Annotated in this window: 30 protein-coding genes and 3 pseudogenes; 18 read left to right on the forward strand and 15 right to left on the reverse strand. The window is 69.2% G+C overall.

The window, feature by feature from the left end:
* Window positions 1-438, reverse strand: a 438-nt coding sequence (locus E1292_RS35930; protein WP_369334348.1) for an RraA family protein, incomplete at its 3' end; no start/stop codon positions are given.
* Here E1292_RS35930 and E1292_RS55945 point away from each other — a divergent pair.
* Together E1292_RS55945 and E1292_RS35935 are read left to right on the forward strand one after the other, a co-directional pair.
* Window positions 406-480, forward strand: a pseudogene (locus tag E1292_RS55945) (LacI family DNA-binding transcriptional regulator); the annotation flags it as partial. The gene E1292_RS35930 and the pseudogene E1292_RS55945 overlap by 33 nt on opposite strands.
* A gap of 21 nt (window positions 481-501) precedes the next feature.
* Window positions 502-1,413: a LacI family DNA-binding transcriptional regulator gene (locus E1292_RS35935; protein ID WP_246090566.1), complete on the forward strand. Its 912-nt coding sequence runs from the start codon at window positions 502-504 to the stop codon at window positions 1,411-1,413.
* Window positions 1,414-1,540: 127 nt separating this feature from the next.
* Here E1292_RS35935 and E1292_RS35940 read toward each other — a convergent pair whose 3' ends face one another.
* Both E1292_RS35940 and E1292_RS35945 read right to left on the reverse strand, forming a co-directional pair.
* Window positions 1,541-2,677, reverse strand: a complete 1,137-nt coding sequence (locus E1292_RS35940; protein ID WP_246090567.1) for a 2-hydroxyacid dehydrogenase — start codon at window positions 2,675-2,677, stop codon at window positions 1,541-1,543.
* A gap of 86 nt (window positions 2,678-2,763) precedes the next feature.
* A complete protein-coding gene (locus tag E1292_RS35945) occupies window positions 2,764-5,130 on the reverse strand; it encodes a helix-turn-helix transcriptional regulator (RefSeq protein WP_132601758.1) in 2,367 nt (788 codons plus the stop codon).
* A gap of 177 nt (window positions 5,131-5,307) precedes the next feature.
* Between E1292_RS35945 and E1292_RS55950 the strand changes: the two are divergent.
* Window positions 5,308-5,646, forward strand: a pseudogene (locus E1292_RS55950) (SDR family NAD(P)-dependent oxidoreductase); the annotation flags it as partial.
* Window positions 5,616-5,873 (forward strand): SDR family oxidoreductase, encoded by a 258-nt coding sequence (locus E1292_RS55955; RefSeq protein WP_369334349.1) that lies wholly within the window; start codon window positions 5,616-5,618, stop codon window positions 5,871-5,873. The pseudogene E1292_RS55950 and the gene E1292_RS55955, both read left to right, overlap by 31 nt.
* A 19-nt stretch (window positions 5,874-5,892) precedes the next feature.
* On the opposite strand, the gene E1292_RS35955 is transcribed toward E1292_RS55955, so the two are convergent.
* The 5 genes from E1292_RS35955 to E1292_RS35975 all read right to left on the reverse strand — a co-directional run bounded on the left by E1292_RS35955 (window position 5,893) and on the right by E1292_RS35975 (window position 9,961).
* Window positions 5,893-6,417 (reverse strand): nuclear transport factor 2 family protein, encoded by a 525-nt coding sequence (locus tag E1292_RS35955; protein WP_132601760.1) that lies wholly within the window; start codon window positions 6,415-6,417, stop codon window positions 5,893-5,895.
* Complete coding sequence (locus tag E1292_RS35960; RefSeq protein WP_132601762.1) at window positions 6,414-6,896, reverse strand: aldehyde dehydrogenase family protein; 483 nt, start codon at window positions 6,894-6,896, stop codon at window positions 6,414-6,416. Before E1292_RS35960 ends, E1292_RS35955 begins: the two co-directional genes overlap by 4 nt.
* A gap of 5 nt (window positions 6,897-6,901) precedes the next feature.
* Complete coding sequence (locus tag E1292_RS35965; RefSeq protein WP_165974919.1) at window positions 6,902-8,197, reverse strand: MFS transporter; 1,296 nt, start codon at window positions 8,195-8,197, stop codon at window positions 6,902-6,904.
* Window positions 8,198-8,663: 466 nt separating this feature from the next.
* Window positions 8,664-8,894 carry a hypothetical protein gene (locus E1292_RS35970; RefSeq protein ID WP_132601766.1) on the reverse strand — a complete coding sequence of 77 codons (231 nt, stop codon included), beginning with the start codon at window positions 8,892-8,894 and terminating at the stop codon, window positions 8,664-8,666.
* Window positions 8,895-9,190: 296 nt separating this feature from the next.
* Complete coding sequence (locus E1292_RS35975) at window positions 9,191-9,961, reverse strand: helix-turn-helix domain-containing protein (RefSeq protein WP_132601768.1); 771 nt, start codon at window positions 9,959-9,961, stop codon at window positions 9,191-9,193.
* An 880-nt stretch (window positions 9,962-10,841) separates the two neighbouring features.
* Here E1292_RS35975 and E1292_RS53020 point away from each other — a divergent pair.
* The 11 genes and pseudogenes from E1292_RS53020 to E1292_RS36030 form a co-directional block, all read left to right on the forward strand.
* Complete coding sequence (locus E1292_RS53020) at window positions 10,842-11,189, forward strand: hypothetical protein (protein WP_220447225.1); 348 nt, start codon at window positions 10,842-10,844, stop codon at window positions 11,187-11,189.
* A 115-nt stretch (window positions 11,190-11,304) separates the two neighbouring features.
* Window positions 11,305-11,538, forward strand: coding sequence for a hypothetical protein (locus E1292_RS53025; RefSeq protein ID WP_220447226.1), 234 nt, complete (start codon window positions 11,305-11,307; stop codon window positions 11,536-11,538).
* A gap of 33 nt (window positions 11,539-11,571) precedes the next feature.
* Complete coding sequence (locus E1292_RS35990) at window positions 11,572-11,796, forward strand: hypothetical protein (protein WP_181958346.1); 225 nt, start codon at window positions 11,572-11,574, stop codon at window positions 11,794-11,796.
* Window positions 11,793-12,863 carry a zinc-dependent alcohol dehydrogenase gene (locus E1292_RS35995; RefSeq protein WP_132601770.1) on the forward strand — a complete coding sequence of 357 codons (1,071 nt, stop codon included), beginning with the start codon at window positions 11,793-11,795 and terminating at the stop codon, window positions 12,861-12,863. Before E1292_RS35990 ends, E1292_RS35995 begins: the two co-directional genes overlap by 4 nt.
* Entirely contained in the window at window positions 12,860-13,807 is a 948-nt protein-coding gene (locus E1292_RS36000; RefSeq protein WP_132601772.1) for an NAD(P)-dependent oxidoreductase, read from the forward strand. The genes E1292_RS35995 and E1292_RS36000 overlap by 4 nt, the downstream gene beginning before the upstream one ends.
* Window position 13,808: 1 nt before the next feature.
* Complete coding sequence (locus E1292_RS36005; protein ID WP_132601774.1) at window positions 13,809-15,185, forward strand: M24 family metallopeptidase; 1,377 nt, start codon at window positions 13,809-13,811, stop codon at window positions 15,183-15,185.
* A complete protein-coding gene (locus E1292_RS36010) occupies window positions 15,182-16,246 on the forward strand; it encodes a thiamine pyrophosphate-dependent dehydrogenase E1 component subunit alpha (protein ID WP_132601776.1) in 1,065 nt (354 codons plus the stop codon). Before E1292_RS36005 ends, E1292_RS36010 begins: the two co-directional genes overlap by 4 nt.
* Complete coding sequence (locus tag E1292_RS36015) at window positions 16,234-17,211, forward strand: alpha-ketoacid dehydrogenase subunit beta (protein ID WP_132601778.1); 978 nt, start codon at window positions 16,234-16,236, stop codon at window positions 17,209-17,211. Before E1292_RS36010 ends, E1292_RS36015 begins: the two co-directional genes overlap by 13 nt.
* Entirely contained in the window at window positions 17,208-18,485 is a 1,278-nt protein-coding gene (locus E1292_RS36020) for a dihydrolipoamide acetyltransferase family protein (protein ID WP_246090568.1), read from the forward strand. The genes E1292_RS36015 and E1292_RS36020 overlap by 4 nt, the downstream gene beginning before the upstream one ends.
* Before the next feature lie 31 nt (window positions 18,486-18,516).
* Window positions 18,517-18,714: a hypothetical protein gene (locus E1292_RS36025; RefSeq protein WP_132601780.1), complete on the forward strand. Its 198-nt coding sequence runs from the start codon at window positions 18,517-18,519 to the stop codon at window positions 18,712-18,714.
* A gap of 82 nt (window positions 18,715-18,796) precedes the next feature.
* A pseudogene (locus E1292_RS36030) lies at window positions 18,797-19,534 on the forward strand (Tn3 family transposase); the annotation flags it as partial.
* A 109-nt stretch (window positions 19,535-19,643) separates the two neighbouring features.
* On the opposite strand, the gene E1292_RS36035 reads toward E1292_RS36030, so the two are convergent.
* Window positions 19,644-20,021: a hypothetical protein gene (locus tag E1292_RS36035; protein ID WP_132601782.1), complete on the reverse strand. Its 378-nt coding sequence runs from the start codon at window positions 20,019-20,021 to the stop codon at window positions 19,644-19,646.
* Between the two features lie 287 nt (window positions 20,022-20,308).
* A complete protein-coding gene (locus tag E1292_RS36045) occupies window positions 20,309-21,211 on the reverse strand; it encodes a LysR family transcriptional regulator (RefSeq protein ID WP_132601784.1) in 903 nt (300 codons plus the stop codon).
* A gap of 188 nt (window positions 21,212-21,399) precedes the next feature.
* Here E1292_RS36045 and E1292_RS36050 point away from each other — a divergent pair, with 188 nt between their 5' ends.
* Complete coding sequence (locus tag E1292_RS36050) at window positions 21,400-21,705, forward strand: DUF1330 domain-containing protein (RefSeq protein ID WP_132601786.1); 306 nt, start codon at window positions 21,400-21,402, stop codon at window positions 21,703-21,705.
* Window positions 21,706-21,754: 49 nt separating this feature from the next.
* On the opposite strand, the gene E1292_RS51675 is transcribed toward E1292_RS36050, so the two are convergent.
* From E1292_RS51675 to E1292_RS36065, 4 genes are all read right to left on the reverse strand, one after another.
* The gene (locus E1292_RS51675) at window positions 21,755-21,931 is read right to left on the reverse strand and encodes a hypothetical protein (RefSeq protein WP_165974921.1); all 177 of its coding nucleotides are present in this window, start codon (window positions 21,929-21,931) and stop codon (window positions 21,755-21,757) included.
* A gap of 69 nt (window positions 21,932-22,000) precedes the next feature.
* Window positions 22,001-22,459 (reverse strand): recombinase family protein, encoded by a 459-nt coding sequence (locus E1292_RS36055; protein WP_246090569.1) that lies wholly within the window; start codon window positions 22,457-22,459, stop codon window positions 22,001-22,003.
* A gap of 385 nt (window positions 22,460-22,844) precedes the next feature.
* A complete protein-coding gene (locus tag E1292_RS36060) occupies window positions 22,845-23,168 on the reverse strand; it encodes an STAS domain-containing protein (RefSeq protein ID WP_132601790.1) in 324 nt (107 codons plus the stop codon).
* A gap of 118 nt (window positions 23,169-23,286) precedes the next feature.
* A complete protein-coding gene (locus E1292_RS36065; protein ID WP_132601792.1) occupies window positions 23,287-24,057 on the reverse strand; it encodes a DUF5994 family protein in 771 nt (256 codons plus the stop codon).
* Between E1292_RS36065 and E1292_RS36070 the strand changes: the two genes are divergently transcribed.
* A complete protein-coding gene (locus tag E1292_RS36070) occupies window positions 24,026-25,033 on the forward strand; it encodes a tyrosine-type recombinase/integrase (RefSeq protein WP_132601794.1) in 1,008 nt (335 codons plus the stop codon). The two genes, E1292_RS36065 and E1292_RS36070, sit on opposite strands and share 32 nt — an antisense overlap.
* A complete protein-coding gene (locus E1292_RS36075) occupies window positions 25,012-25,272 on the forward strand; it encodes a hypothetical protein (protein ID WP_132601797.1) in 261 nt (86 codons plus the stop codon). Before E1292_RS36070 ends, E1292_RS36075 begins: the two co-directional genes overlap by 22 nt.
* A gap of 142 nt (window positions 25,273-25,414) precedes the next feature.
* Here the strand turns inward: E1292_RS36075 and E1292_RS36080 are convergent, their stop codons facing one another.
* Window positions 25,415-26,455 carry a hypothetical protein gene (locus E1292_RS36080; protein WP_132601799.1) on the reverse strand — a complete coding sequence of 347 codons (1,041 nt, stop codon included), beginning with the start codon at window positions 26,453-26,455 and terminating at the stop codon, window positions 25,415-25,417.
* Between the last annotated feature and the right edge of the window lie 65 nt (window positions 26,456-26,520).

Raw genomic sequence — 26,520 nt, forward strand, 5'->3', positions numbered from 1 at the left:
GCCCTCCCATCCCCCGATGTCGACGACCAGCACCTCACCCGGCGCGACGATGTCGATCGCCTTGTGCAACATGAGGTTGTCGCCGGCCTGGCTGCGCACCGTCAGCGCCGTGCCGCACACCCGCATGCCGGGATACACCGGCTTGATCGCGGCGGCCATCGCGCCCTTCTTGTCGTTCGCCTCATGCACCGTCGCGACGTCAAGGCCTCTGTAGGACTCCACGATGCCGTCGGGCACGCGATCGTAATTGCGGATCACATGGAACATGCGCGTCCTCCCGTAACATGCAAACGATTGCCAATCGATTTCCAAGCCGTACAATATGGAGCCGGGAACATCGCCGTCAAGCGTGAGAAAGAGGTCAGGATGGACAACACCGAGCCTGGACCAGGCTCCCGCGTGACGATGCGTGACGTCGCGCGTGAGGCGGGTGTTCATCTGTCGACGGTCTCGCGGGTTCTCAGGCAGTCGCCCCTGACGTCGAGCCTCACTCCGACGGCCGTGAAGATCCGCAAGGTCGCCAAGGAGCTGGGTTACGAGGCCGACCCCCTGGCCGCCAGCTTGCGCTCGGGCCGGACCCGGACGGTCGGCGTGGTGATGACGCGGCTGAGTGACGTCGTCGTCGCCACCGTGTACGAAGCGATCGAGCAGGCCTTCAGCAAATCGGGCTTCCAAACCCTGCTCGTCGGCGCCAGCGACGAGCCGGACGACCAGCAGCGTAAGGCCGACCTGCTGCTGGCCCGCCGCGTCGACGGCCTCCTGCTCGGCGCGTCAAGCCTGGACGACGCCTTCGTCGACCGGCTTCGCGAGCAGAACATCCCGTACCTGCTGGTGCTCCGCCGCTCCGGCGACCACCCCGCGGTGACGCTCGACGACGAGCTCGGCGGATATCAAGCCGGCCGAGACCTCATCGCGCATGGCCACCGGCGCGTCGGCGTGGTGGCCGGGTCGTCGTCGGTCAGCACCGGTTCCGACCGCCTGCAAGGGTTCCTCCGCGCGTTCGCCGAGGCCGAAATCCCGGTGGATCCGTCATACATTGTCGCGGCCGGATTCCACGTCGAAGCCGGCCGCGAGGCTGCAGAGGTGTTCCTCCAGCACAAGAACCCACCGACCGGCATCTTCGCAATGACCGACTACTCAGCGCTCGGCGTGATCGGCGCCTATCGCGAACACGGCCTGAAGGTGGGCCGTGACTTCGCTTTGGTGGGCTACCACGACATGTCGATCTCAGCTAATCTCAGCATTCCCCTGACCAGCGTTCACTCACCGCTGTACGAGCTCGGCGCCCAGGCCGCGACCCTGCTGCTCGCGCGTATGGCCGGAGAAGAGGTGACGTCGGTCCGGCTGGCCCCCACCCTGAACGTACGGGAATCCAGCGCGGCCATGTGGCCACCCGACCGAGCCACCGCCTGACACCCTCGCGCCGTTGAGGACGGCCCTGAACCTCGTGCGACCCCTCAGGAGCGCCGCCGGCCGGCTCGACCACCTGACGCCCCAGGGCTCGGCGCAGACCCAGGACGGTTCACCCCATGCGGACCGGTCAGTGAGACACCTGCGGCCCGACCACGATGTTGGCCAGCGGCTCTCCCGTGTCCAGTCGCCTGAGCTGCGACTGGACCAGCCGGCGGGCTCGCGGCTCGAACGCCGTCGATAGCCCGCCGACGTGCGGCGAGATCAGGACGCCGGGCTGGGCCCACAACCGATGCCCGGGCGGCAACGGCTCCGGGTCAGTCACATCCAGCGCCGCCCGAAGCCGACCGGAAACCACCTCGGCTGTCAACGCCTCGGTATCGACGACCGGACCACGGGCGACGTTCACCAGCAGCGCTCCGTCGCGCATGGCGGCCAGGAACGAAGCGTCGACCATGCCCCGAGTCTCCTCGGTGAGCGGGCAGGTCAGGATGACGACGTCCGCGCGGCCGAGCAGCTCAGGCAGGGACGCGAAGCCGGCGATCCCATCACGCGCGCTCCGCGCGACCCGGAGTACGTCGCACTCGAACGGGCGCAGTCGAGCCTCGATCGCCTGGCCGATCGCGCCGTATCCCACCAGCAGGACGGTCTTGTCGGCCAGCGAGTCATACCACCCTTGACGCCAGTCGCCGTGTTCCTGGGCCCGGACGAACGCCGGCACGCCGCGCAGGGATGCCAAGGTGAGGGTCACCGCCAGCTCGGCGGCGCTCGCATCGTGGACTCCGCGGGCGTTGCAGAGCGTCAGGTCGTCCCGCAGGTACGGCAGGACATGCTCATACCCGGCAGTGAGCGTCTGGACCGCCTTCAGCCGTGGCATCCTCGTGATGAGTGAGCTGGCGTCGTCGGCGAATCCATACGGAATCACGTAGAACTCGATGCGATCCAGCACCTCCGGCCGGGGCAGATCCGCGGCGCCGATGTTACTCAGGAGGTTCTGGCTCGAGCGGTCCGGCCTGCCCTCCCACACGTGGACGTCAAGCCTGTCGGGGAGCGTCAGAGACTCCGGAGGATAGGGAATCAATACATCAGGCACGAGCCTCGAACCTACCAGTGCCCAGGTCAGTGGAGTGAGGCGCCTCAGGGAGGTGCGCAGGTCGAAGATGTCGGGCCGCGCGTGGTGCCCGACGACGTCGAGGTCGAGGTCGCTACTGGTCGGGCCGCGTCCAAGATCGTGGTGAACCGCCCTCCGAGGCGGCTTTCTGAGCACTGACGGTCCCCGGCCGACCCGGGGGGCCGTTCCGCGCCCGTTCTCAGAATGCCGGCGTTTGTTCCACTTCCGGCGCTGCGCTTGGCCTAATACTCCTGCGGCGGCGTGACATTGTCGAAGTACCATGCGGCGATCTGGGTGCGCGATGTGAAGCCGAGCTTGCTCAGGATGTGTTCCACGTGCCCTTCCGCCGTGCGGGGCGAGATGACCAGGCGGGCGGCGATCTCCTTGTTGCGCACTCCCCGCGCGATGAGGCCTGCCACCTCGAGCTCGCGCGGGGTCAGTTCCGCCGTCTCCGCGCGCGGCCGGGTGGCCTCGTCGCCACCTGCCTCGGACGGCTGCGCCGGTTCTTCCAGCGCGTAGGCGACGGCCTCGTCGAAGTCGAGACCGGCTCCCTGCTCGAAGGCCGTCGCGAACCCCGCCTCGCCCATTCTGCTGCGCAGTGTCGCCTCCCACTCCTCGTGCTCGCCGGCGTAGGAGCGGAAGCCCGGCAGCGACAGCCCCAGGATTCGCCGGATCGAGGCGGCCGCGCCGAGCAGGCGCGCGGCCCGCACATCTCGTCCGTCAGCGGCTGTCGCCCAGGCCAGGGACTCGATGGCCCCGGCCGCGCCGTAGCGGTAACCGATGGGGCCGCCGATGCGGATGCTCGCGCGAAACAGCTCGACCGCTTGCTCCCTCTCTCCCGCGAGCCAGCGCTCGATGCCGTTGACCCACACCCCCCAGGAGATCTCGCCCTGCGCCCCGGCGATCTCAGCCGTCCTCCGGCATCGGGCGGCGAACGCGGCCGCCCGCGGATCCCTGCCGAAAGCGGCCGCCAAGGTCAGGTAGAAAACGCACAGGAAGGGCCCCTGCAGTACGTCGTCCTCGACAGCGGCGCCCGCGTTCTCATACCACTTGACGCTCTCCTCCAGCCGGCTGATCGCGTCGTCGTAGTCACCGAGGAGCATGGCGAGCCGACCTGACAGGAATTGCACCATCGCCTGATCGCCCGGGTCCCGCCGGCCGTCGGCCAGCGCCGAGCACTCGCGGATCAGCGGTCTCGCCGCGTCGATCTCCCACTGCATCAGGGCGAACAGCGCCTGCGTCGCCAGTGCCCGGAACCGGGCCGGATAGGTGTCTCGCATCAACCGGACGGCGCGGTCGAGCCAGTAGCGTGCCTCGCTGAAGCCGCCGGAATAGACCCAGTAGCCGTACAGTCTCGTGATGATCTGCAGGCCCATTTCCGTGCGGGCGGGATCGGCCAGGGCGTGGTCGAGCGCCACGCGGAAGTTCGGCATCTCGCGCACCACATCGGCGTACAAGTCCACCTGCGACGGGGTGAACCAGCTCGCGCGGATCCGCTCGGCCAGCCGCCGATAGTGATCGAGATGGCGGTGCTGCAGGTCCGTCTGCGGCTCACTCGCGGCAAGGCGCTCCGCGCCGTACTGACGCAAGAGCTCCAGCATGCCGTAGCGCGCCCGCGGGCCGGCGTTGTCGTGCGTCAGGACGGACTTGTCGATGAGCGCCGCAAGCAGCGGCAGCAGCTCCTCGCGTGCCAGCCCGTTGCCCGAGCACACCTCCTCGGCCGCGTTCAGGTCGAAGCCGCCGGAGAAGACCGTGACGCGTTGCCAGAGCATCTGCTCGGCAGGCGAGCACAACTCGAAGCTCCAGGCGACCGCGGCACGCAAGGTCTGATGGCGGGGAGCGGTGGTCCGGTATCCGGGAGTGAGGGCGTTGAGATGGTCGCCGAGCCTGTCGGTGATCTGGTGGAGGGACAGGACACGCAACTGCACCGCCGCCAGCTCGATGGCCAGGGGGATGCCGTCGACGAGCCGGCACAGCCGTGCCACCTCGCCGTAGTCGACGCCCTGGCCGAAGCCCGGATCGATGGCCTTGGCGCGTTCCAGGAACAAGGTCACCGCTTCATACCGGCCGGCGCCCTCAGATGTCAGGCGCTGGTCCTGCGGGGGCAGCGACAACGGCGGCACGACATAGCGGACTTCGGCGGGGAGCCCGAGCACCTCTCGGCTGGTCGCGAGGAGGCGCACCTCCGGAACCGCCCGGAGCAACTGCTCGGCGAAGGCGGCGCACGCGTCGATGAGGTGCTCGCAGTTGTCCAGAACGATCAGCGTCTGCTTGTCCCGCACATGGTCGATCAACGTCTCCAGGGAGGAGCGCGACGCCTTGTCGTGCACCCCCAGGGCTTCGGCCACCGCGCGGTCCAGCAGCTTGGCGTCTTGAAGGGAGGCCAGATGCACGAGCCACACACCGTTGGAGAAGGCGCGTCGCATCTTGGCTGCCACGTGGAGCGCCAGGCGCGTCTTGCCCACCCCTCCGGGCCCCGTAAGCGTCAACAACCGCGTGGAGGCGAGCAACCGCCTGATGTCGGCCGCATCCTGCCGTCGACCGACGATCTCCTCGCAGTCGGCTGGGAGATTGCCCTCCACCCGCCTCGCTGCCGTCTTCGGAGCCACACCTCATGCTATCAACGCAGCTCAAAGCCCCATCAAGGATGCAGAGCGACGAGGGATGTCGGTCAGCGGCCACCAGGAGAGCTTCATGGTCCGGCGCCGCACGGCGGAGGAACCCGGGCGTGAGTGACCTCGCCGGCGTCGTCACCGGAGCCGGGTCGGGTCTCGGACGCGTCTGACGTGGCCGACTCAGCTCAAGTGCATGCCGCCGCGGAGCAGGCCCGGGCAGCGTGGGGCCGGATCGGCTTTCTCGTCAACTCCGCCGGCGTGTTCCTCGTCGGACCGCTCGAAGAAGTGGCCCCGTCGGCGGTGCGTGCGCTGTTCGACGTCAACGTCCTCGGGACCACGCTGGTCACCCAGGCCCTGCTGCCCGACCTCATCGCCGCCCGCGGCGCGATCGTCAACCTCTCGAGCACGGTCGGGCTGCGCGCGACCGTGTCGAACTCCCACTACGCCGCCTCCAAGGCAGCGATCGCGCACCTGACCCGTTGCTTGGCCTTGGAGTTGGCCGAGCACGGGGTGCGGGTCGCCCTGGCGCCGCGGGCCGACCCGGACCGGCATCTACACCGCTGGCCGGCATGGACCCGGCGACCGTCGACCGCCTCCTGGCCGAGCGCGCCGCCGACATCCCGCTCGGCCGGGTCGGCGACCCGACCGAGATCGCGCTGTGGGCGTCACGGCTGCTGGCCGACGAGTGGGTCACCGGTCACGTGATCCCCGTCGACGGGGGCATGGCGATCGCCTGAACCACGGTCGGTCGCCGTCTCAACGTTCGAGCCAGCCGGTGTCCGCTGCGGGGCCGTCGTAGGGCGGGGGCTCGATGTACCCGCCGGTGAGCGGGTCGATCCGCAGCCTCGTCAGCCGCATGAACGAGATCCGCCACCCGGTCGGCTCCCACGTGTACTCCTCGTCGTAGAAGCCGTATCCACGGATCCCGTACATCCCAGGGATGGGGATCCGCTTGTACACCCGGCTGTCCCGGGGCCAGGTGAGGTAGTCCTGCATGGCCCAGCGTCCCCGGACGAGCCGTGGGCCCGCGCTCCTGAGCTCCGGCATCATGCCGTGATGGACCGACCGCATCGGTCCGAGCCACACGGAGACCCCCTCGACGAAGGCGTCCGGGCCGTGCGTCGCGAACGGGAAGCCCTCGAACGTGGCGTCGTCGCTGAACAGCATCCGCAGCTGCGGCCATTGCTTGGTGTCGAGACAGAAGAAGTACCGCGACTTGAGGCGGCAGATCTGCTGGTAGACGGCGAAGTCGAGCAGGTCGTCGGCGATGTCGCTTGTCATCGTGGAGTCTCCGTCCGATCGCTGTCCGGTCGTCGCCGTTCCCGCGGGCGCTGTCGGTCGCCCACGCAAGGGCCCAGTCGTCGGCGCGGGTGGACGCGCTGAGCCCGTCGGCACCGGCGCCGTCGCGCCGGCCGCTGGTGATCTCGGTCAGGAGCCGCTCCGCCTCGAGCGACGGGTGGCTGGGCTTCGGCCAGGGGTTTGCCCTGCTCGGCGGTCAGGTCGGCCGCCACGGTTTCGGCGCGGCGCCGGAGCAGTGCCGCGGCCTCGTGCAGGAGGGCGGCCCGCTCGTGGGCCGGCACTGCCCGCCACTGGGCGAAGCCGGCTGCCGCGGTTCGCGCGGCTCGCTCGAGGAGGACCGGGTCCGCATGAGGTAGATGGCCGAGCAGCGCCTCGGTGGCGGGGTCAATGACTGGACGGGTGGGCAGCCCGGTCGTGATGCGCTGGCCGTCGACGAGTAGCGCGAGTTCGGGGTAGGCCATGTCTTCTAGTCCTTGCGCAGCGGGCTGTGGGCGGTTTCGGGAAGCCTCAATGCGGTGATCACCGAGATCGCCGCGGCGGTCATGAGGAACAACCCGGGCGAGCGTGGATCGCCGGTGCTGTCGATCAACCAGGTGGAGATGTACGGCGCAGTGCCGCCGGTGAGGATCGAGCCGATGTTGTAGCCGATCCCGAACCCGCTGAATCGGGTGCTAGTGCGGAACAGTTCGGTGTAGGTGGCCATCATGGGGCCCATGACGGCGGCCTCACACAGCCCCAGGGTGGCCTGGCCGAGGAATGCGAGCGTGACGTTGCCGGTGTCCATCAGCAGGAATGCGGGGTAGGCGAGCACTGCCATGGCGGCGAACCCGCCGAGCAGAATCGGTCGGCGGCCGACCCGGTCGGACAGCGCGCCCCAGCCGAGCACGGTGGCGGCGGCGAGGACGAGCGACCCGGAGGTGCACCATGCGGCCTGGGAGCTGGTCAGGCCACCCTGGCGATGCAGGAAGGTTGCGCCGTAGACGTAGACGATGTAGTAGCCGGCGAAGCCGCCGACGGCGAAGCCGGCCACACGGACGATGCTCGCCCAGTCTCGGCGCAGTGCGGTGGCCACCGGTGAGGACTCGTGCTTCACCGCGGTGGTGCTGTCTTCGCGGAGGGCTTCGAACTCTGGGCTTTCCTCGAGGCGGCGCCGGATGTAGAGGCCGATCAGACCCATCGGGAGTGAGAGCAGGAACGGGATCCGCCAACCCCACGACTCCATCTGACCGTCGTCGAGTGTCGCATACAGCAGCGCGACGAGAACCGATCCGGTGAGCACGCCGAGTAGGTTGCCGACCTGGACGTTGGCGCACATGAACCCACGCCGCCGGTGGGGCGACCATTCTGCGACGTAAGTAGCGGCGCCGCCGATCTCTCCGCCGGCGGAGAGCCCTTGCACCCCACGCAGGAGCACGAGCAAAAGGGTGGCCCACACTCCGGCACTGGCGTAGCCGGGCAGCACACCGACGAGGAAGCTCGACAGCGCCATCGTGATGACGGCCCACGCCAGCACCGGCTGGCGGCCGTAGCGGTCGCCGAGGTGTCCGAGCACGATTCCGCCGAGGGGACGCAGCACGAAGGCCGCGCCGAACACTGCGAGAGCGGACAGAAGCCCGACGGTCGGGTCCTGGGTCGGGAAGAACACCGCTGCGAGCGTGATGGCGAGGAAGCCGTAGGCGGTGAAGTCGTAGTACTCGACGAACGTGCCGATGGCACTGCCGAGCGCAACCCGGCGAGTGTGTCGGCGTGAGCGGTGGTTCATGTCGGCGGGGGGATGGGGGATTGACGGTGAACCCATGGTGTCTCCGCAACGGTGCGAGTCGAGCGGGCAGTGATCGGTCGAGGGTCAGCGCCCGACGAAGCGGGTGGGACGGCGCTCGGTGAAGGCGGCGCCTCGGCTGCGTCGTCGGTGGAACGCAGGATCGCGACCTTGGACGAGATCAGTTCGAGCGCGGTCTGTAGGTCGGTGCCGGCCGATTGGCGTTCTGCGTCGCCGGCAGGTGGACCTACTCGTCGGGAACAAGACGGAAGGGTATATGCTTGTCGCCGATGGTGGGAACGGACAAAGCAGGCAATAACGTGCACCTGCTGTTCGCCATAATTGAACAAGCCAAAGGCAAGTGTCAACCTATAGCGGACACTCGTCGCGGACGCTCTGCCACCGGCCCCGGTGGAGGCGCCGCGCCCCCAAGCCGATCACACCGACGTCACCGGAGGCGAGCCGCTGCTCAGCGTCCAGTGGCGTCCGGCCGCTGACTCAACTCGGCGTCCGCGGCCCGCACGGCAGCAGAGGACGGCGTGGGAATCGGGTCGGCGGCCCAGCTCAGGTCGAGCGCGTCGACCGCGTTCGAGGGTCGCGGGAGCGGCTGACCCAAGGCGTCGCCGAGCTGCGACGCCACCCACTCCCGGGTGTGATCGGGATCGTGCCGACCGGACACGAACCGGTCGAGCTCGAGCAACAACGTGCACGACGTCGAACGAAGGCCCGGAAGCCCAGTGCTCGGCCGGCCCAATCCTGTCCTGCACCACACCGCCCCTGTCCGCACCCGCGCCGGGTCACATCGGTTCACTCTCACTGAACAGTACCGGGGGAACCTGCGGCCACGCCCGGACGTCGCTGCCCCGCACTGAGAGGGCGGTTCGCGAGCCTATGGTCGCGAACCGCCCTCTCAGGTGATCGAGCCCTACGTGCGCGTGATCGACGCGATGCTGCGCGCCGAGCGCGCCACTGAGCAGCCCGCCTGAGGCGTTGCTGTCAGTCGTGGTCGTGGTGGACGAACCAGATGCCCCGGGCCGGGACGGTGCCCTGGTTGCGGAAGAGGTGCGGGACGGTGGAGTTGAACCCGAGCGACTGGCCGGCGTGCAGGGTGAAGGTGTCGAAGCCGAACGTCACTTCCAGCTCGCCCTCCAGGAGGTAGCCGTACTCGTACCCGTTGTGGCGCAACATCCGCTCGTCGTTGGTCGAACTGGCGCCCGGCGGGTAGACGATCTCGATGAAGTCCAGCTGGTGCACGGTGTTGGTGGCCAATTGTTCCCAGATCACTCCGGTGTCCATGACCAGCCGGGTCCGATCGCCCGGCGAGGTCACCGACAACAGGCCCGTGCGCTTGGCGTCCTGCCAGAGCTGCCTTGAGGAGCCAAGCTCGTACGCCCGCGCCGGGTCATGCAGATCTTCCTCTGCCTGCCGGGACGGGTCCGCATCGTCCAACAGTGATGCGCCATCGCGCATCGCCTCCGATTCGCCCTCCTCCAGGTCCATGTCATCAGTCGGCTCGCCGTCCTCTTCGTCGGTCTCGAAGAGGCTGTCGACGGACACTTGGAGCATCTGTGCCATGGAGTACAGCGTCGCCACCGAAGGCTGCGACTTGCCGTTCTCGATCTGGGACAGGAAGGAGGGCGAGACGTTGAGTCTGCGCGCGAGCTCGCGCAGTGACAACTTCAACCTCTTACGCGCCCTTCGCAGCCGGGAGCCGAGGTTGACGGCCGTGGCGTCGTCCGAAGTCTGCGGTGTCTGGGGAGAAGTCAAGGGTGCTCCTTGCTCAAGGCAACGACGATGAACGGGCGGTCCCGGAAGGAACCTTCTGCAGGGCTCAAACCAGCACCATCCCCCCGTCAACCATGATGACCTGACCGGTCAGGTAGTCGGAGTCAGCGCAGGCCAGGAACGACGCCGTACCCATAGTGCACTTACAGTTAACTGGGGGCCAACGTCAAGGCCTTGTCTGCGATCTCCGGCTCACCTTTGTTCATAACTACTGAACACAAGTGAGCCGCTCGGACGGAAACCTTGACACGCTCGCTTGGGAGTGTTCACCATTACTGACCATTGGCCGGATGGCGACATGTCCCGGAAGCCTCGCCTCATTCCCGTGAAGGGAACGTCCTTGTGAAGATCAGCGACCGCTTGCGTCACCTCACCTACTCCACCCTGGTTCACCCTGGGGACACCTGGAGTGAGATGCGGGAGAGCGTCGCCGCGCACGTGCCGGCGGTAAGGAAACGCGTATCACCCGCGACGCCGATGGGGGTGTCGCTGCGTCTCTCCGGCGCCTCGGTGGCAGCCCTGCGGGCCGACCCCGCCGAACGCGCCGACTTTCTCGGATTCCTCCGCCAGGAGGACCTGTACGTCTACACGATCAACGCGTTCCCGCATGGGTTCTTCAAGGGGCGCTCCGTCATGGAGCAGGTCTACGAACCGGACTGGGCGACGCAGGAGCGGACGGCCTGCACCATGGGTGTCGCCGACATCCTGGTGGACATCACCGACGCCGCGATCGAACCCTCGATCCAGACTGCTCCGCTAGCCTTCCGCCCCAACGTCCCCCGGATACATCACGGCCTTCACCACCAACCGGCTCCGCGTCGTCGCCCACCTGATCAGCTTGGAACGGCGGACCGGTCGCCGGGTGAAGCTCGCGCTGGAGCCCGAACCGTTCGGTTTCCTCGAGACCACCGAGGAGACGGTGAGGTACTTCGACGAGCACCCCTTCTCCCGCTCGGGAACGGAGGAACCCGCGCGGCTGGCCGACGTCCCGATCTCGGAGGCGATCGGCCTGATCCGCCGGCACCTGGGGGTGGTCTTCGACATCGGTCACCAGTCGGTGGCGTTCGAGGACATCCCCGCCGGGCTGCAGTCATTGGTCGGCGTCGGCATTCCGATCTTCAAGCTGCAGGAAGCCGCAGCACTATGGGTGCCCGAGGTCACCGACGAGACGGTCGAGGCACTGGGCAGTTCACCGACACGATCTACCTGAGCCGGACCACCGAGCGCCGCGACGGACACCTGACCCGCTTCCTCAACCTGGTGACGCCATTGAGGCATGGAACGCCGCCCCGGGTGGATCCCGGGAATGGCGAACGCACTTCCACGTGCCCGTCTTTCTCGAGCAGATCGGCGGGTTCCGTACCACCCGGTCGAACATCGAAGCGGCTCTGGACCTGCATCGGCGCACACCGCTCTCCGACCACCTGGAGATTGAGACCTACACCTGGGCCGTGCTGCCGGACCACCTCACAACCGGCGACATCGACGAGTACGTCAGCCGCGAGATCGAGTGGGTGCGCGACACACTCGCCGCCGGCGCCTCGGACGACTCTCGCTGACCGCCATTGATTCCGAGAACGAAGGAAAGCCTGATGTCGGCAAGACTCATCCAGTCCAAGCAGCTCCAGATCCGCGGCACCATCGGATCCCCTGGCGTCTGGCAGGAAACCCTGCGTTTCCTCGCCCGGACCGGCCTCGACCTGACACCGATGATCACCGACCGGTTCCCCCTGGAACGGGCGCCGGAGGCCTACGACGCCGCCCGCCGCACCGACAAGAACGTCAAGGTGCACATCGGGAACGGCGCGCGCTCATGAAGGCCGCGGTCCTGCACGCCGCCGGTGACCTGCGCATCGAGGAACGCCCTGACGCGCCCGCCCCTGGCCGGGGAGAGGTACGTCTGCAGATCACCCGGGCAGGGCTCTGCGGCACCGACGCCAGCGAGTACGCCGCAGGTCCGATAATGACCCCGCTGAAGGTTCGGCACCCGAACTCCGGCGTCCTCGGCCCGGTCGTGCTCGGCCACGAGTTCATCGGCGTGGTGGAGAGCGCCGGACCCGGCAGCGACCGGTTCACCGCCGGTGACCGGGTGGCCGCCGGCGCCGGCGTCTGGTGCGGACGCTGCGGCTGGTGCGAGCGCGGCCAGACCAACCTCTGCCAGTCCTACTGGACCTACGGCCTGTCCGCCGACGGCGGGCTCACCCATCGCATCACGGTTCCCGAGGCGATGCTGCATCCTGTCGCGCCGCAGGTGTCCGACGACAATGCCGCGCTGGCCCAGCCCCTCGCGGTCGGGCTGCACGCCGTGGACCGCAGCCGGGTCCGGCCCGGCGACGTCGTGGTGGTGCACGGCGCCGGCGCCATCGGATCCTTCGTCATCGCCGGGCTCAAGGCCGCCGGCGCCGGTGCGATCGTCGCCGTGGACATCGACGACGGCCGCCTGGAGACCGCCGCGAAGCTGGGCGCGAGCGTGACGGTCAACGCGACCGCGGCCGATCCGCTGGAGGCGGTTGCCGAGCTTACCGGCTCGGCGCTGGCGGACGTCACCATCGAGGCGAGCGGCGTGCCCGACGGCCTGTCCCGGGTACAGCGGCTCACCCGGCGCGGCGGCACGATCCTCCTCGTCGGCCTGCCCAAGGCGCAGGTTTCGTTCACGGCCGTCGACCTCATCCTCCGGGAGATCGACGTGATGACCACCGTCGCCCACGTGTGCGATCGGAACCTCCCGGCCGCCCTGGACCTGCTCGCCCGGCACGATCTCGCCGCCCTCCTCGTCGAGCGCGTCGTCCCCCTCGACCGCATCGTCGAGGACGCCCTCGTCCCGATGACCGATGGATCCGCCCGGGGCAAGCTCCTCGTGGACACACAAGCAGGGCCGTCATGACCGGCCGGCAGCTCCGCGTAGCCTTTTGCGGCATCGGCCGCATGGGCGCCGAGATGGTCGCCGCCCTCACCGATCGAGGCTTCCCGGTGACCGTATGGAACAGGACGGCCGAGCGCGCCATCACCATCGCCGAGCGCACCGGCGTCCAGGTCGCGTCCTCGCCGGCGATGGCGACGAAGAACGCCGACGTCGTGTTCACCATGCTGACCGACGGCAAGGCGGTCCTCAGCACGCTCACCGGCCAGGACGGCATTCTCACCGCCGCCCGCGCGGGCACGATCGTCGTGGACTGTTCCACCATCGGCGCATGCGCGGCAGGCGCGGCGGCCGCCCTGTGCGCCGCGGCGCACGTGCGGTTCCTCGACTGCCCGGTGAGCGGCAGCACCGCCGTCGCCCGCGAGGGCAATCTCGGCCTGATGGCCGGCGGCGATCTCACCGTGATCGACGAGGTGCGGCCGGTGCTGGAGGCGCTCGGCACCGTGGTGCACGTCGGACCCGCCGGGGCCGGCGCCGCAGCCAAGGTCGCGGTCAACGCGCTGCTGCACACCTTCAGCACCACCCTGGCCGAATGCCTGGTCACCGCCCGCAAAGCCGGCGTCTCCGCCGACGCCCTGTTCGACGTGCTCGCGGCCGGCGTGCTCTGGAACCGCTTCCTCGACTACAAAAGACCCGCCTTCACCGACCCGGCTCACACCGGCGTCGCCTTCGACCTCGCGACCGCCACCAAGGACCTCCGCCTCGCCGTGGCCACGAGCGACGACACGGACCCGGCCAAGTCCGTCGTCCGGCGCGCCCTGGAACTCCATCAGCACGCCCTGCACGACGGCTACGGCGACCGGGACATGGCCGCGATGGCGGCCTGGTTCCAAGCCACGGCCGACCAGGTCGACCCCTCCGCCGCGGCCGGGGACGCCGTTCCCGGCCGCGAACCCGAAAGGACCTGACGTGGGAATCCACACCTACGGCACGAACGCCGTCGACTGGGAACAGCGGCTGGACCTCGACCGGCTGCGCACCGAGCGGCTGGCCCGGCTGCGCGCCGAGCTGGACCGCTCATCACTGGGCGCGGTGCTCGCGTTCGACTTCCCCAACATCCGCTACATGACCGCCACCCACATCGGCACCTGGGCCAACGACAAGCTGATCCGTTTCGCCCTGCTGGTGCGCGGCGCCGAGCCGATCATCTGGGACTTCGGCTCGGCGGCCCGGCACCACCAGCTGTACAACCCGTGGCTCGCCCCTGCCGCCCTGGAATCGCCCGACGCCGTCCACGGCCCGCACCATGGCGCGGTCAAGCAGCTGGGCGGCGCCCGGGCCGGCATCTCCACTCTGCGCGGAGCCTTTCACCCGCAGGCCGGCATCGCCGAGGAGGTGGCACGCAAGATCAAGGCCGAGCTGGACCAGCACGGGCTGCTGAACGAACCACTCGGCGTCGATGTCATCGAGCTGCCGATCCTCGCGGCGCTGCAACATGCCGGCATCCAGGTCGTGGACGGCCAGCAGGTCTTCCTGGAAGCGCGCCGTATCAAAACCAAGGACGAGATCGGGCTGCTCACCCAGGCCGCTTCGATGGTCGACGCGGCCTACGACCAGCTGTATGAGTTCCTCCGGCCGGGAGTCCGGGAGAACGAGACCGTCGGCCTGGTCAGCAAGGTGCTCTATGACATGGGTTCGGAGTTCGTCGAAGGCGTCAACGCCATCAGCGGCGAGCGGTGCGCCCCGCACCCCCACGTGTACTCCGACCGGCTCATCCGGCCCGGCGATCCCGCGTTCTTCGACGTTCTGCACAGCTACATGGGCTACCGGACCTGCTACTACCGCACGTTCGCGGTCGGTAGCGCCTCACCCGCCCAGCGGGAAGCGTACAAGATCTGCCGCGAATACATGGACCAGGGGCTCTCCCTGGTGAAGCCCGGCGCCACCACCGCCGACATCGTCTCGGTGTGGCCCACCGCGCAGGAGTTCGGCTTCGCCGACGAAGAGGCCGCGTTCGCCCTCCAGTACGGCCACGGCGTCGGGCTGTCCATCTGGGAGAAGCCGATCTTCAGCCGGCTGGTCTCGCTGGACCATCCCGAGGTCTTGGAGGAGGGCATGGTCTTCGCCCTGGAGACCTACTGGCCTGCCAAGGACGGCTGGTCGGCGGCTCGCATCGAGGAGGAGATCGTCGTGACCGCCGACGGCTGCGAAGTGATCACGAAGTTTCCCGCCGAGGACCTGCTCGTGGCCGGCCGGCGCTACTTCACCACCGGCGGCATGCTGCCCACGGTGCGCGAGTCACAGTCCCACCTGAACACGTCGATCTTCCAGGGAGGTGAGGCATGACCTCGCCCCTCGAACGGCACCCGTACGGTGAGCACGCCATCGTGCTGCCGCCCAAGAGCCAGACCACCCACGACGCCGCGGACATCGACCGCGAGATCCGGCTACTCATGTACCGGCGGCTGCACGAAATCCGCCAGTTCGAAAAGCGCGCCTACGACATGTTCATGCAGAACCTGGTCAAGGGCACCACGCACCTGTCGTTGGGCATGGAGGCCGTGGCCGCCGGATTCGGCGCCACGATGCGCGAGGACGACTACACGTTCGCGACCTACCGCGGCCACGCGCACACCCTGGCCCGCGGAGTCCCCATGGAGGGCATCCTGGCCGAACTGCTGGGCCGCTCCAACGGGCTGCTCGGCGGCAAGGGCGGCTCCATGCACCTCACCAGCGTCGAGCACGGCATGATGGGCTCCTACGCGATCATCGGCGCGCATCTGACGATCGCCAACGGTGCGGCCTGGTCCGCGCAGTACCGCGGCAGCGGCCAGGTCGCGGTCTGCTTCTTCGGCGACGGCACCACCAACATCGGCGCATTCCACGAGGCGCTCAACTACGCGGCGGTCTTCTCCCTGCCGGTCGTGTTCGTCTGCGAGAACAACCTGTACATGGAGTACACCGCGATCTCCGACATCACCGCCGTGCCCAGGCCCGCCGCCGACCGCGCCGGCGCCTACGGGCTCCAACCGGTGGTCGTGGACGGCAACGACGCCGACGCCTGCTACCTCGCGGCCCGCGACGCGCTGGAACACGCCCGCTCCGGCCGTGGGCCGGTCCTGATAGAGGCGCTGACCTACCGCCACGGCGGCCACTCCAGGGCCGACCCGGGCAAGTACAAGCCGCCGGGCGAGCTGGAGGCGTGGCTGGCCCATGACCCGCTGAAGATCTACCGGGGGCGGCTCGAACGCATCGGCGTCCCGTCCTCGGCGCTGGACGAGATCGAAAGCCAGGTCGGCCAGGCCGTGGACGCGGCGACCGAGGCGGCCAAGAACGGGCCGCTGCCAGAGCAGGCACTGGCCTACACCGACGTGTGGGCGGATGGAGGACACTCATGGCGCAACTGACCTACCGGGAGGCAGTGGCCCGCGGCATCGCGCAGGAGATGAACCGGGATGAGCGGGTGGTCCTCATCGGGGAGGACATCGCCGGGGCGGGCGGGGTGTTCAAGACCACGGTCGGGCTGCTGGAGCAGTTCGGTCCGCGCCGCGTCCTCGATACCCCCATCTCCGAGCAGGCCATCCTGGGCGCGGCCATGGGCGCGGCGATGACCGGACTGCGGCCGATCGCGGAGATCATGTTCTCCGACTTCTTCGCCGTCTGCTGGGACATCGTCGTGAATCAGATGGCCAAGACCCGCTATATGACCAATGGGCAGGTCTCGATCCCTCTGGTGGTCAAGAGCGGCAACGGAGGCGGGCTCCGCTTCGGCGCCCAGCACTCTCAGTCGATCGAGAACTGGGCCATGGCGGTGCCGGGGCTCAAGGTCGTCACCCCGTCGTGCCCCGAGGACGTGGTCGGGCTGATGGCCGCCGCGGTGCGCAGCGACGACCCGGTGCTGTTCTTCGAACACAAGGGTCTTTACGCCAGCCGAGGCGAGGTTCCCGACGGCCCCATCGAGGATGTGCTCGGCAAGGCCAAGATCCGCCGCAGCGGCGAGCACGCCACGATCGCGGCGCTGGGCATGATGGTGCCGCGGGCCGTGGAGGCCGCCGAACGGCTGGCCGCCCAGGGGATCAGCTGCGAAGTCATCGACGTCCGCTCGCTGATTCCGCTCGACGCTCAGACCATCCTGGACTCCGTCGGCCGCACCGGCCGACTGTTCACCGTCGAGGAGAACCCGCGGGCACTGGGCTGGGGCGCCGAGATCGCCTCCATCGTCGGCGATGAAGGGTTCTGGGACCTCGACGGGCCCATCGTGCGCATCACCACGCCACACGTCCCGCTGCCCTCCGCCGACTCCCTGGAGGACCTGGTCATCCCGTCGGTGGACCGGATCGTCGCAGAGGTCGAGAAGGCGATGCAGGCGTGAGCGACATCGAGATCACCATGCCGCAACTCGGTGAGACGGTCGCCGAGGGCACTGTGACCCGGTGGCTGGTCGATGTGGGCGCTCAGGTCACGGCGAATGAACCGCTCCTGGAGGTGTCCACCGACAAGGTCGACACCGAGATCGACGCCCCGGCCGACGGTGTCCTGCGGCGGATCCTCGTGCCCGAGGGGCAGACCGTGCCCGTGGGCACGGTCATCGCCCTTGTCGGCGACATGGCCGCCTCCGCGGGCTCCGGCGCGCCGCCGGCCAGCACCCTCGCTTCTCGGCAGGCGGGCCCGGTGCACGTCGCGGTGCGCGCTCCTCGGCACCAGGACAGTCCCCGGGTGCGCAGGCTAGCCCGCGAGCATGGCGTCGATCTCGCCCAGGTACGGCGCTCTGGACCCAACGGACGGGCCACCGCCACCGACGTGCGAGCGGCCATCCGGCCGGCACAACCCCGTGACGACGTCACCCGTCAGCCGGAACCCGCCGCGCCTCGGCGGGCGGTCCCCGCTTCCGCCGTGTCCGGCACGCGCGGCCGGGTCGAGCGGCTGTCGCGCCGCCGCAAGGTCATCGCCGAACGCATGCACCGCTCCCTCCAAGAGTCGGCGCAGCTCACCACGGTGATCGAGGTGGACCTCAACCACGCCGTCAAAACTCGCGAGGCGGCGAAAGACGCGTTCCGCAGCCGGTACGGCGTTCCACTGTCGGTGCTCCCGTTCGTGGCCGAAGCAGCCGTGCAGTCCCTCGCCGACCACCCAGTGATCAACGCGGAGCTGGACCTGGCCGCCGGGACGGTCACCTATCCGGCCGGCGTCGGCCTCGGGATCGCCGTGGACACCGACGAAGGACTGGTTGTTCCGGTCATCCGCGACGCCGACGACCTCACCGTCGGGGCGCTCGCCCGGCACATCGCCCACCTGGCCGCCCGCGCCCGGGACGGTTCGGCCACCGCCGACGATTTCGCGGGCGGGACCTTCACCATCACCAACACCGGCAGCCGGGGCGCGCTGTTCGACACGCCCATCCTCAACACCCCTCAGTCGGCGATCCTCGGCCTCGGCGCCGTCACACGTCGGCCCGTCGCGCTGCGCGGCCTCGACGGCGAGGATCTCATCGCGGTCCACCCGATGGCGTACATGTCGCTGACCTACGACCACCGGCTGGTGGACGGGGCGGACGCGGCTCGCTACCTCACGTCCGTCAAGAACCGCATCGAAAGCTCCGACAATGCGTGGGAGCACAGCCTGGGCATCGTTGAGATCGCTAGATGACACCTCCATCGCGCTGTTGACGTAAGGACCCATGGACCTGGAAGCGTTGCTGGACGATCTCGACCTTTCCACCTCGATCCGGCGACTCACCGGCGCAGCGATGTTCGAGCTGCACGGCGAGGAGACGATCGGTCTGGCCCCGATGGTGTTCTCGGACGGACCCTCGGGGGTGCGCGGTGCGGAATTCTCCGGCGGCAGGCCCCCGCGACGTGGAAATGCCGCTGCGTGAGAATGCCGGCCTTCAGACAGACGCCGACCGCGTCGCAGCGGACTTCGACTGGGTCCGGGCACGGGATCTTGAAGGGCTTCTCGACCAGGCGTCCGACTCCGACATGGTGTTCGGCATCTTCTCCATGCTCGGCTACCGGTTCGCGCCCCGCTTCGCCGACCTGGGCGACCAACGGCTCTGGCGCGCCGAGGTTCCCGGCAGCGAGACCCCCAGCAACTACGGGCCGCTGGAGGCGATCGCCCGCAACAAGGTCAACCGGAACAAGATCCACACTTAGTGGTCGGACATGACCCGCGTCGCCGGATCGCTGGTCACCAACCAGGTCCGCGCCTACGACCTGCTGCGCATGTTCGCCCGCAACGGCCGCCCCACCCCGCTCGGCCAGGCGTTCGCCGAATACGGCTGCATCGACAAGACCCTCCACCTGCTCGACATCCTGGACCCGATCAACGACGGCTACCGCCGCACGCTGAACAAGCAGCTCACCGTCCAGGAATCCCGGCACCGCCTGGCCCGGCACATCTGCCACGGCGGCAACGGCCAGATCCGACAGGCGTACCGAGAAGGACAAGAAGACCAACTCGCGGCGCTCGGACTGGTCGTCAACGCCGTCACGCTGTGGAACTCCCGCTACCTGTCGGCGGCCGTCGACCAACTGCGCGCCCAGGCAATCCCCGTGAAGGACGAGGACGTCGCCCGCCTCAGCCCACTCGGCCACGCCCACCTCAACTGCCAGGGCCGCTACTCCATCGCGTCGTCGGCACCCGGGGAGGGACTGCGCGCGCTCGGGGCCGTCCCCACGCTTCCGGACCAGACCTAGCCGTCAGTCCTGGTCAGCGGCGTCGGCGGCCTGGACCAGGTGTTCGGCCGGCAGTCGGCGCACTGCCCGTGCCAACGATGGGCGTGGGAGGTCGCCGCCTCCACCCTTGTCAGCGTCTCGCCGCACTTGACGCAGCGTCGTCCCCACGCACCGCGCGCCGGGTGACGCGGGATCTGATCGGCCGGGGCCAGACCGCCACCAGCTCGTTGTCCCAGGGGTGGGGCGCGGTGCGGTACCCGGCCTCGGCCAGCGCCCGGGTGGCGCGGGCGAGCGCGGCGGGCTGGTGGGCGGGGTCGGTGAAGTCGTCGGTCACTGCCAGGGCGAGGGGGTCGTGGCTCTCCACCGAGAACCCGGCGCGGGCGGGGAACTCCGGGCAGCCCGCGGCGCGCAGCACGACGCGGGCCTGCTCGGCCGCCCAGTCCCGGGCCGACCACAACGGGCGCGCGTCCACCGCCCGCCCGAACTCCGGACCCTTCCACCTGCTCATCCCGCTCATCGTCGAACATCACGGGCGACACGCTCCTTCGGGTTTGGGGATCGCGGAACGGGGGGCCACCCACTATCCGCCGAGATCTCGGGCTGGGCGAGGACGTCGCCGCGGTGTACGACTCGGACCGGACCCGGGGCCATCATCGGATGCTGATCCGCCGGCGTAGCGAGGTCGTGTCGGACATTCAGCAAGACCGCCGTCGTCGTCATCACCGCGAAGTCCGCCGGGCGCAAGGCCTTCGGCCTCGCCACCGCAGGCGTCCGTCTCGCTTGACCTCTTGCGCGTCAGTCCGGCAGCCAGTGCAGCTCGTGCGCCAGGGTTTTGGCGACGGCACGGATGCGGCGGTGTAGTGGCGACTGCTCGCGTGGGAGGACCAGGTGGATCGTCAGGCTGGGCGCGCCCCGCAGCGGTCGCCAGGTGACACCGGCCGGTGATGCCGTGACCGCGGCTTCTCCGGCCGGGGCGAGGGTGACCCCGTCGCGCAGGTCGCGCTGGGACATGTCGAAAGAGACTGCGGGCGTGTGGAATCGGGGGTGTGGTCGGGTGTCTCGGAACAGTGCGGACAGCTGATCGTGGATCACAGGGTTGGCCGCACGGTCCGGGAGTCGCAGCGGATACGCGGCCGCGTCGGCGATCTCGATCTCCGGGTGTTCGGCCAGCGGATGGTGCTGCGCCAGTTGGACCCCGATGCGCGCACGCCGCAGCAGGAACCGGCGCACACCACGGCCCGGCTGTTCACCGCGGGTGATCCCGGCATCGATGCGGCCGTCGGCGACCGCGGGGGAGATCTCCGGTGTCGCCATCGGGACCGCGCCGACCTGGAGTCCGCTGTTGCCGCGAATCAGCCTGTCCACCAGGGCCGGTACCGTCTCGGCCCCGGCGCTGAGGCTGTATCCGATGCGCAGCGTGCCCAGCTCACCGGCCGCCGCGCTCCGGGCGGTGTCCCATGCCCGGTCCAGCACCGCCAGCGCGGGTGGCGCGGACTCCGCCAAGGCCGCACCGGCCGTGGTCAATACGACGCTGCGCGTGTTGCGGACCAGCAGGGCCGTACCGAGTTCCGCCTCCAATCGGCGCATCCGGGCGCTGAGTGCGGGCTGTGCGATACCGATCCGTGCGGCCGCGCGGGTGAAGTTCAACTCCTGCGCCAGCACCAGGAAGTACCGCAGGCTCACCGTATCCGGCGCCACGTGCCCTCCCTGCCGATTGATAACGATCCGTTCTGAGTTTAGCCCGAACCGGTCTTTCCCTCGACCGCACATCAAGCCCTAACCTGCGCATATGACGATTCAACCGGCCGCAGTACCGGTCGCCGGGATCGATCGATATGGGTGTCAATGCGAAGTCGGACGTGTCCGGCCCAACACAGGAGGTTTCCATGGCCAAGGGCTACTGGGTCAGTGTCTACCCCGCCCTTTCCGACCCTGAGAGGCTGACTGCCTACGACAAGCTGGCCGGTCCGGCCGTCCAGGCTGGGGGCGGGCGCGTCCTGTCCCGTATCCCGTCCCGTGGCGGTCGAGTCGTCGCCCACGAGGCCGGAATCACGCAACGCGTCGTTCTGATCGAGTTCGACAGCTTCGAACAGGCCGTCTCGGCATACGAGAGCGAGGCATACCAAAAGGCGCTGGTGGCCCTCCCCGACGGCTTCGAGCGCGACTTCCGTATCATCGAAGGCATCGACTGACCGGCGGGCCCAGCCATCGCTGAGCATCCGTCACCTGATACGCACACCGTCAACGGCGTCCATGACGTCGGTCAATGCTTAACGCCAACCACTGTTCCATTGCTCCAAACGCCACCCATTGCATCTGATGCGAAGAGCGGAGTTCGGCACGGCCCTTCTCCGCCTGGTCGCGGTGCTCGACCGCGCCGCTGGCGTGCAGCTCCCACAGCCGCAGCAGCCGCATCACCAGGGCGAAGTTGGCCGGGTCCGCCGCGCACACCAGCGCAATGCGGTACTCGCGCGCGAAGCCTCCCGGTCAAGGCCGGTCAGCCGCGCGGCGATGTCGGCCGGGAAACGGTCGGCGGGCTGGCTGGTCACGGGGACTCCGCAGGGACCGCCAGGGTGGGGTACTCGACGCGGGCGACCGCGACCGTCTCGGGGTGGCGCCGTGCCTGCCCTTGCGGGCGGCGGCGTCCAGCCCTTCCAAGGTGGCCTCGCGGATGGGTTCGCGTTCGGTCTCGGCCATCGCGGCGAAGAACGCGAACAGCATCTTCCCGGCCCCGGACGGGTCGTAGATGCCGGGGAGGGGTCCGGCGAGCAACTCCAGGACCAGGCCGTGCGCGGTGAGATGGTCGGCCAGCGCGGTCAGCTCGGTGGCGTCCCGCCCCAGACGCTTCATCTCGTACACCATCAGGATGACGCGACAGTGCGGGGCGTGCGCCTTGATCTGCCGGGCGGCAGCCAGGGCCTTCTCCAACTCGGGCCGGACGCGCACGCGGGAGAAAGGGGCAGTGAGGCGCTGAGCCGCGGCCCAGAGGGCAGATGCGTCGGATGATATGACCCTCCGGATGGGCTTGGTTGCGGTTTGGTGAACGAGGTCTCTGGTGGGGGTTGATCGTCGCTACGGTTTCCGGGGTCTGGACGCCGGGATCGAGGCGAGGAACGGCCCTGGGATGACGTGGATCGAGCGGACCGCCTATCCGCAGTTCAAGCGGTTGACGTCGGCGCGAGTGCTGCATGTGTTCTTCACGCCGCCGTCGGAAGAGGTGGCCTGGGCAGAACTGCGCACCGGGCCCGCGCCGAGGCGGCGGGGCGAGGGAAAGGCGCATGGCCGTCATAGCCCGCCTCGGCGGTGGTGCGGGGGGTGGTCGGCATACCGGTCACGCCATGACCGGGAAGCGGTGGTCCAGCCCGGTGATGCGCAGCAGCCGGGCCACGCGCGGGGGAACGCCGGTCAGGGCCAGCGTGATGCCTCGTGTCCGGGCCCGGCCTTGCACGCCGATCAGCACGCCGATCCCGCCTGCCCCGCAGAAGGTGACCTGGGACAGATCCACGACGAGCAGGTCGGTGCTGTGGTCGAGGGTGTTGATCAGCCTCTGGCGCAGGCGGGCTGTGCTGAAGATGTCAATGTCCCCCGACAGGTGCACGAGGGTCGGCACCGAGGCGCTGGCCCCGGCGAGCGGGGCGGTGTCGATGACGGTCATGGAATGTCTCCTCACGGGAGAAGCTGAAAGGTGATGAGATGCCTGCCGGCCGGAGATCGGCCCGCCGCCAGTACGGGCGGTTCCAGGACCGCTCGATCCGGCCGGCAGGCGGCACGGGTCATGGCGACGGCGTCAGCCGTCCCATGGATGGCTGCGCCGCCTGCCCGATGACCGACCCGCCCTCGTCCTCCCAGCGGGCCGGGCCGTCGGCCGTGGCACGCGGAGCGGGGCTGGCGGGCAGATGCGCGAGGGTGAGGAGGGCGTCGATGCTCATGCCGGCGATGTCCTGGGCGGTGAGCTTGAGCGTGGCCTCGGCGGCGCCGGCGGCGGTGCCCGAAGGGATGATCAGCAGGACGACCGGCTCGCCGGCGGCGAAGCTGAGAGTGATCACGCGCGGGTCGGTGTGGCGGAACCAGCCGATGCGGACCTGACGCCCGCGCGCGGGGATGCGGCGCGGGATGTTCTGCCACGCATCATGGTGCAGGCCGATGCGGAGCGTGACCCGATCCAGCAGCCGGTCCACGGCGGCGATGAGGCCGGGCAGTTCGGCGGCCGCGTCACGGGAGGAGGGCCACCAGGCTCCGTCCACCACCGCTCGCCGATTCGGCACCGGGTGGAAACTGAGGCGTAGCGCGGAATCGACCCGAGGGATCGCGGGCGCGGCGGGGCTGAGCGGTGCGGGTTGCAAAAGAAGTGTCGGCGTCATGGTCGCCTGACCTGTCCAGGCCCCCGAGGAGGCCGGTGGTGGTTCGCCGGGGGCGACGCCGACCTGAATGCCAACGCTCGAAAAGACCTCGGTATCTTCATTGTACGGCATGACTTCCGGAATTCCCCAATTCCGGAAGTAGACTGAGCGGGTGACTTCCGGAAACACGCTCTCAGAGATCACACAACCGGTCGGATCAGCTTCCGGAACACACGCCGGTCGCAGGCCGTGCCACTCTCCGCCCCCCACGCCGCCGTCCTGGCCGACTACACCGCCGCGCTCGCGCACGCCCCGCTGGCCGACTCCACCAAGACCAAGTACGCCTCCCGGCTGCGGCCTCGGCAAGCGCCAGGCCCGCCGCGAACGCGACGCCCGCCGCACCGCCCCCCGCGCCCTGGACGCCCGGCGCACCCGTCGCTACATCCGCCACGTCCAGCTCACCGCATCCCCGCGCGACAAGGCCATCGCCCTGCTGCCCTACTACGCCGGCCTGCGCATCTCCGAAGTCGTCGGCCTGGACCTGGCCGACGTCCGCCTGTCGGCCCGCAAGGGCGAGCTGCGCATCCGCGGCAAGGGCCGCGACGGCGGCAAGATCCGTCTGCTGCCCGTCCATGCGGACCTGCGCCAGGCCCTGACCGACTGGCTGGAGGCCCGCGCCGATTGGAAGGGGGCCGGCACCCATGCCGCGGTGTTCCTCAACCACCGTGGCGGCCGGCTGGGCGACCGCGCCGCCCGCAACATCATCACCGGCCTCGGCGACGCCGTCGGCCTGGGTGACGACCCCACCGAACCCTTCAGCCCGCACGTCCTGCGCCACACCTTCGCCACCCAGCTCATCCGCGACGGCAAAGACCCCATCCTGGTCGCTGAACTCCTCGGTCACGGCTCGCTGAACACCCGCCGCTACGCCCTGCCGACCGAAGCCGACAAGGAAGCCGCCTTGGACGTCCTCATCACCGACCACTGGCCAGAGCAACAAACCGGTTCGGAGCGGGTGCCGCGATTGTCACTCCCGTATCCCAGCCCGGCTGGAGGGCACCGCGTCCGCGCCACGGTAGGCGAATGTGGAGGGCAACTGCCTACACCGTTCGACCCTGGGCAGGGGCCCCTTGTGGATGCTGGCGAAAGGAGCCGGCCGTGTCTGAGAATGTCGCACTGATCATTCGATTCCACCTGATGGGCGGCGAAGACGTCTCCGTGATCAGCGGGGACTTCGACGGAGAGCCGGAGGCGGTGACGGCGATCGCTCGTGCTGTGGACGAGCGGCGCAGCCTGGTGTTGATGCGAGCGAGATATGATCGCGAAGCCGACGTGAACGGCATAGTCATCAACCTCGCCAACGTGGTGTCGGCGCGTGTGTCGAAGACAGACAGCGCTGAGGCGGGCCAGTACCTGTAGCAGCGGGGCCTCCCGGTCAAACCGCGAACGCCGAAATCGTACGGGCAACGTCACAGGTCATAGGCGTCACTGCCCCTTTCTCTCGTACTTGGTCTGCCCCCCTACTCCCTTTGCCAATATTTCGGCGGCCAGGTGAACGGGCCTACCGGGTCGTACCCGGCTGCTGTCCATCGTTCGTTGGCTGGGCATCATGATCGGACCCGGCGGCCGACTCAGGGTGGCCAGGCTGTTCAGGGCTGTCCTGCTTGGTCGGCAAGGACTGCGCCACCGCAGCGGCGGTGACGGCTTCTTCCCGCTGCCGCTGAGCGGTCTTCAACGCGCTGGCGAGGATGGCAAGTTCGCCACGCAGCCGATCGGCCTCACCGGCGGCGTCGGCCCGGGCTTGGGCGGCGGCCTCGCGGGCCTGCTCGGCCACGGCGGCCGCGGTGACGGCTTGCTCACGCCGCTGCTGTTCGTTGTTGAGCGCCCGGCGCAGCCGGTCGACCTCCTCGGCGTGCGCCCCGGCCATGCCGCGTGCCTGGTCGCGTTCCTGCTCGGCGTTTCGGGTCCGGGCTTCCTGTTCCTTCAGTTGGCGGCGGAGGCTGGCGAGTTCCTGCTGCTGATCACCGGTCTGCCGTTCCAGTTCGGTGATGCGGGCGGTTGCGGTGGCGTGCAGTTCGGTGAGTTCGGTGGTTCGCTGGCAGGCGGCGTCCCGATCGTGCTCGGCCTGACGCCGCCGGTCGGCGGCTTCGGTGGCGAGTTGCTCGGCTTGGGAGCGTGCGTTCTGGTGCTCGCCGACCTGCGGCCAGGCGTCTTGCTCGCGCTCCTCGGCGCGATCGCGGGCGATCCCGGCCTGGACGCGGGCTTGTTCGGCGGCGGCGATCCGGGTGGCGGCGGTGTTGGCTGCGGTCGTGGCGCGTTGCTCCGCCGCCGCGGCGGCGGCGCGGGCTTCCTCGGCGGCTTGTTCGGCGGCCTCCACCTCGGCCAGCGCGCCGCTGGTCGCCTGCTTGGCCGTGAGCGGGCGGCTGTAGCGCTTGACCTGGTAGATGTCGTAGCCGTCGGGATTGAAGACCCTTACATCGACGCCCCGGTCGCCTCGGGAGGGCGTGACCCGGTTGCCGTTCGGATGCTTGAGCAGCAGCAGCCCCGCGACGAACTCCTCGATCTTCTCCCCGGGCTCGCGCTCCCAGTTCACCGTCGCCATACGTCATGGCGAAGCAGAAGGCGGCGACACTTCGCCTGTCACGCAGGGGGATGCGAGAGGGGAGG

The organism is Nonomuraea deserti (genome assembly GCF_004348685.1).
Classification (GTDB): Bacteria; Actinomycetota; Actinomycetes; order Streptosporangiales; family Streptosporangiaceae; genus Nonomuraea; species Nonomuraea deserti.

Excerpts from the sequence above, each read along its gene's own strand:
- E1292_RS35990 (WP_181958346.1), top strand. The coding sequence starts at position 11,572 with ATGTCGGCAAGACTCATCCAGTCCAAGCAGCTCCAGATCCGCGGCACC.
- E1292_RS36010 (WP_132601776.1), top strand. The coding sequence starts at position 15,182 with ATGACCTCGCCCCTCGAACGGCACCCGTACGGTGAGCACGCCATCGTG.
- E1292_RS35955 (WP_132601760.1), bottom strand. The coding sequence starts at position 6,417 with ATGACAAGCGACATCGCCGACGACCTGCTCGACTTCGCCGTCTACCAG.
- E1292_RS36025 (WP_132601780.1), top strand. The coding sequence starts at position 18,517 with ATGGACCTGGAAGCGTTGCTGGACGATCTCGACCTTTCCACCTCGATC.
- E1292_RS36050 (WP_132601786.1), top strand. The coding sequence starts at position 21,400 with ATGGCCAAGGGCTACTGGGTCAGTGTCTACCCCGCCCTTTCCGACCCT.
- E1292_RS36000 (WP_132601772.1), top strand. The coding sequence starts at position 12,860 with ATGACCGGCCGGCAGCTCCGCGTAGCCTTTTGCGGCATCGGCCGCATG.
- E1292_RS36035 (WP_132601782.1), bottom strand. The coding sequence starts at position 20,021 with ATGAGCAGGTGGAAGGGTCCGGAGTTCGGGCGGGCGGTGGACGCGCGC.
- E1292_RS35995 (WP_132601770.1), top strand. The coding sequence starts at position 11,793 with ATGAAGGCCGCGGTCCTGCACGCCGCCGGTGACCTGCGCATCGAGGAA.
- E1292_RS35965 (WP_165974919.1), bottom strand. The coding sequence starts at position 8,197 with ATGAACCACCGCTCACGCCGACACACTCGCCGGGTTGCGCTCGGCAGT.
- E1292_RS36080 (WP_132601799.1), bottom strand. The coding sequence starts at position 26,455 with ATGGCGACGGTGAACTGGGAGCGCGAGCCCGGGGAGAAGATCGAGGAG.
- E1292_RS36060 (WP_132601790.1), bottom strand. The coding sequence starts at position 23,168 with ATGACCGTCATCGACACCGCCCCGCTCGCCGGGGCCAGCGCCTCGGTG.
- E1292_RS36015 (WP_132601778.1), top strand. The coding sequence starts at position 16,234 with ATGGCGCAACTGACCTACCGGGAGGCAGTGGCCCGCGGCATCGCGCAG.
- E1292_RS35960 (WP_132601762.1), bottom strand. The coding sequence starts at position 6,896 with ATGGCCTACCCCGAACTCGCGCTACTCGTCGACGGCCAGCGCATCACG.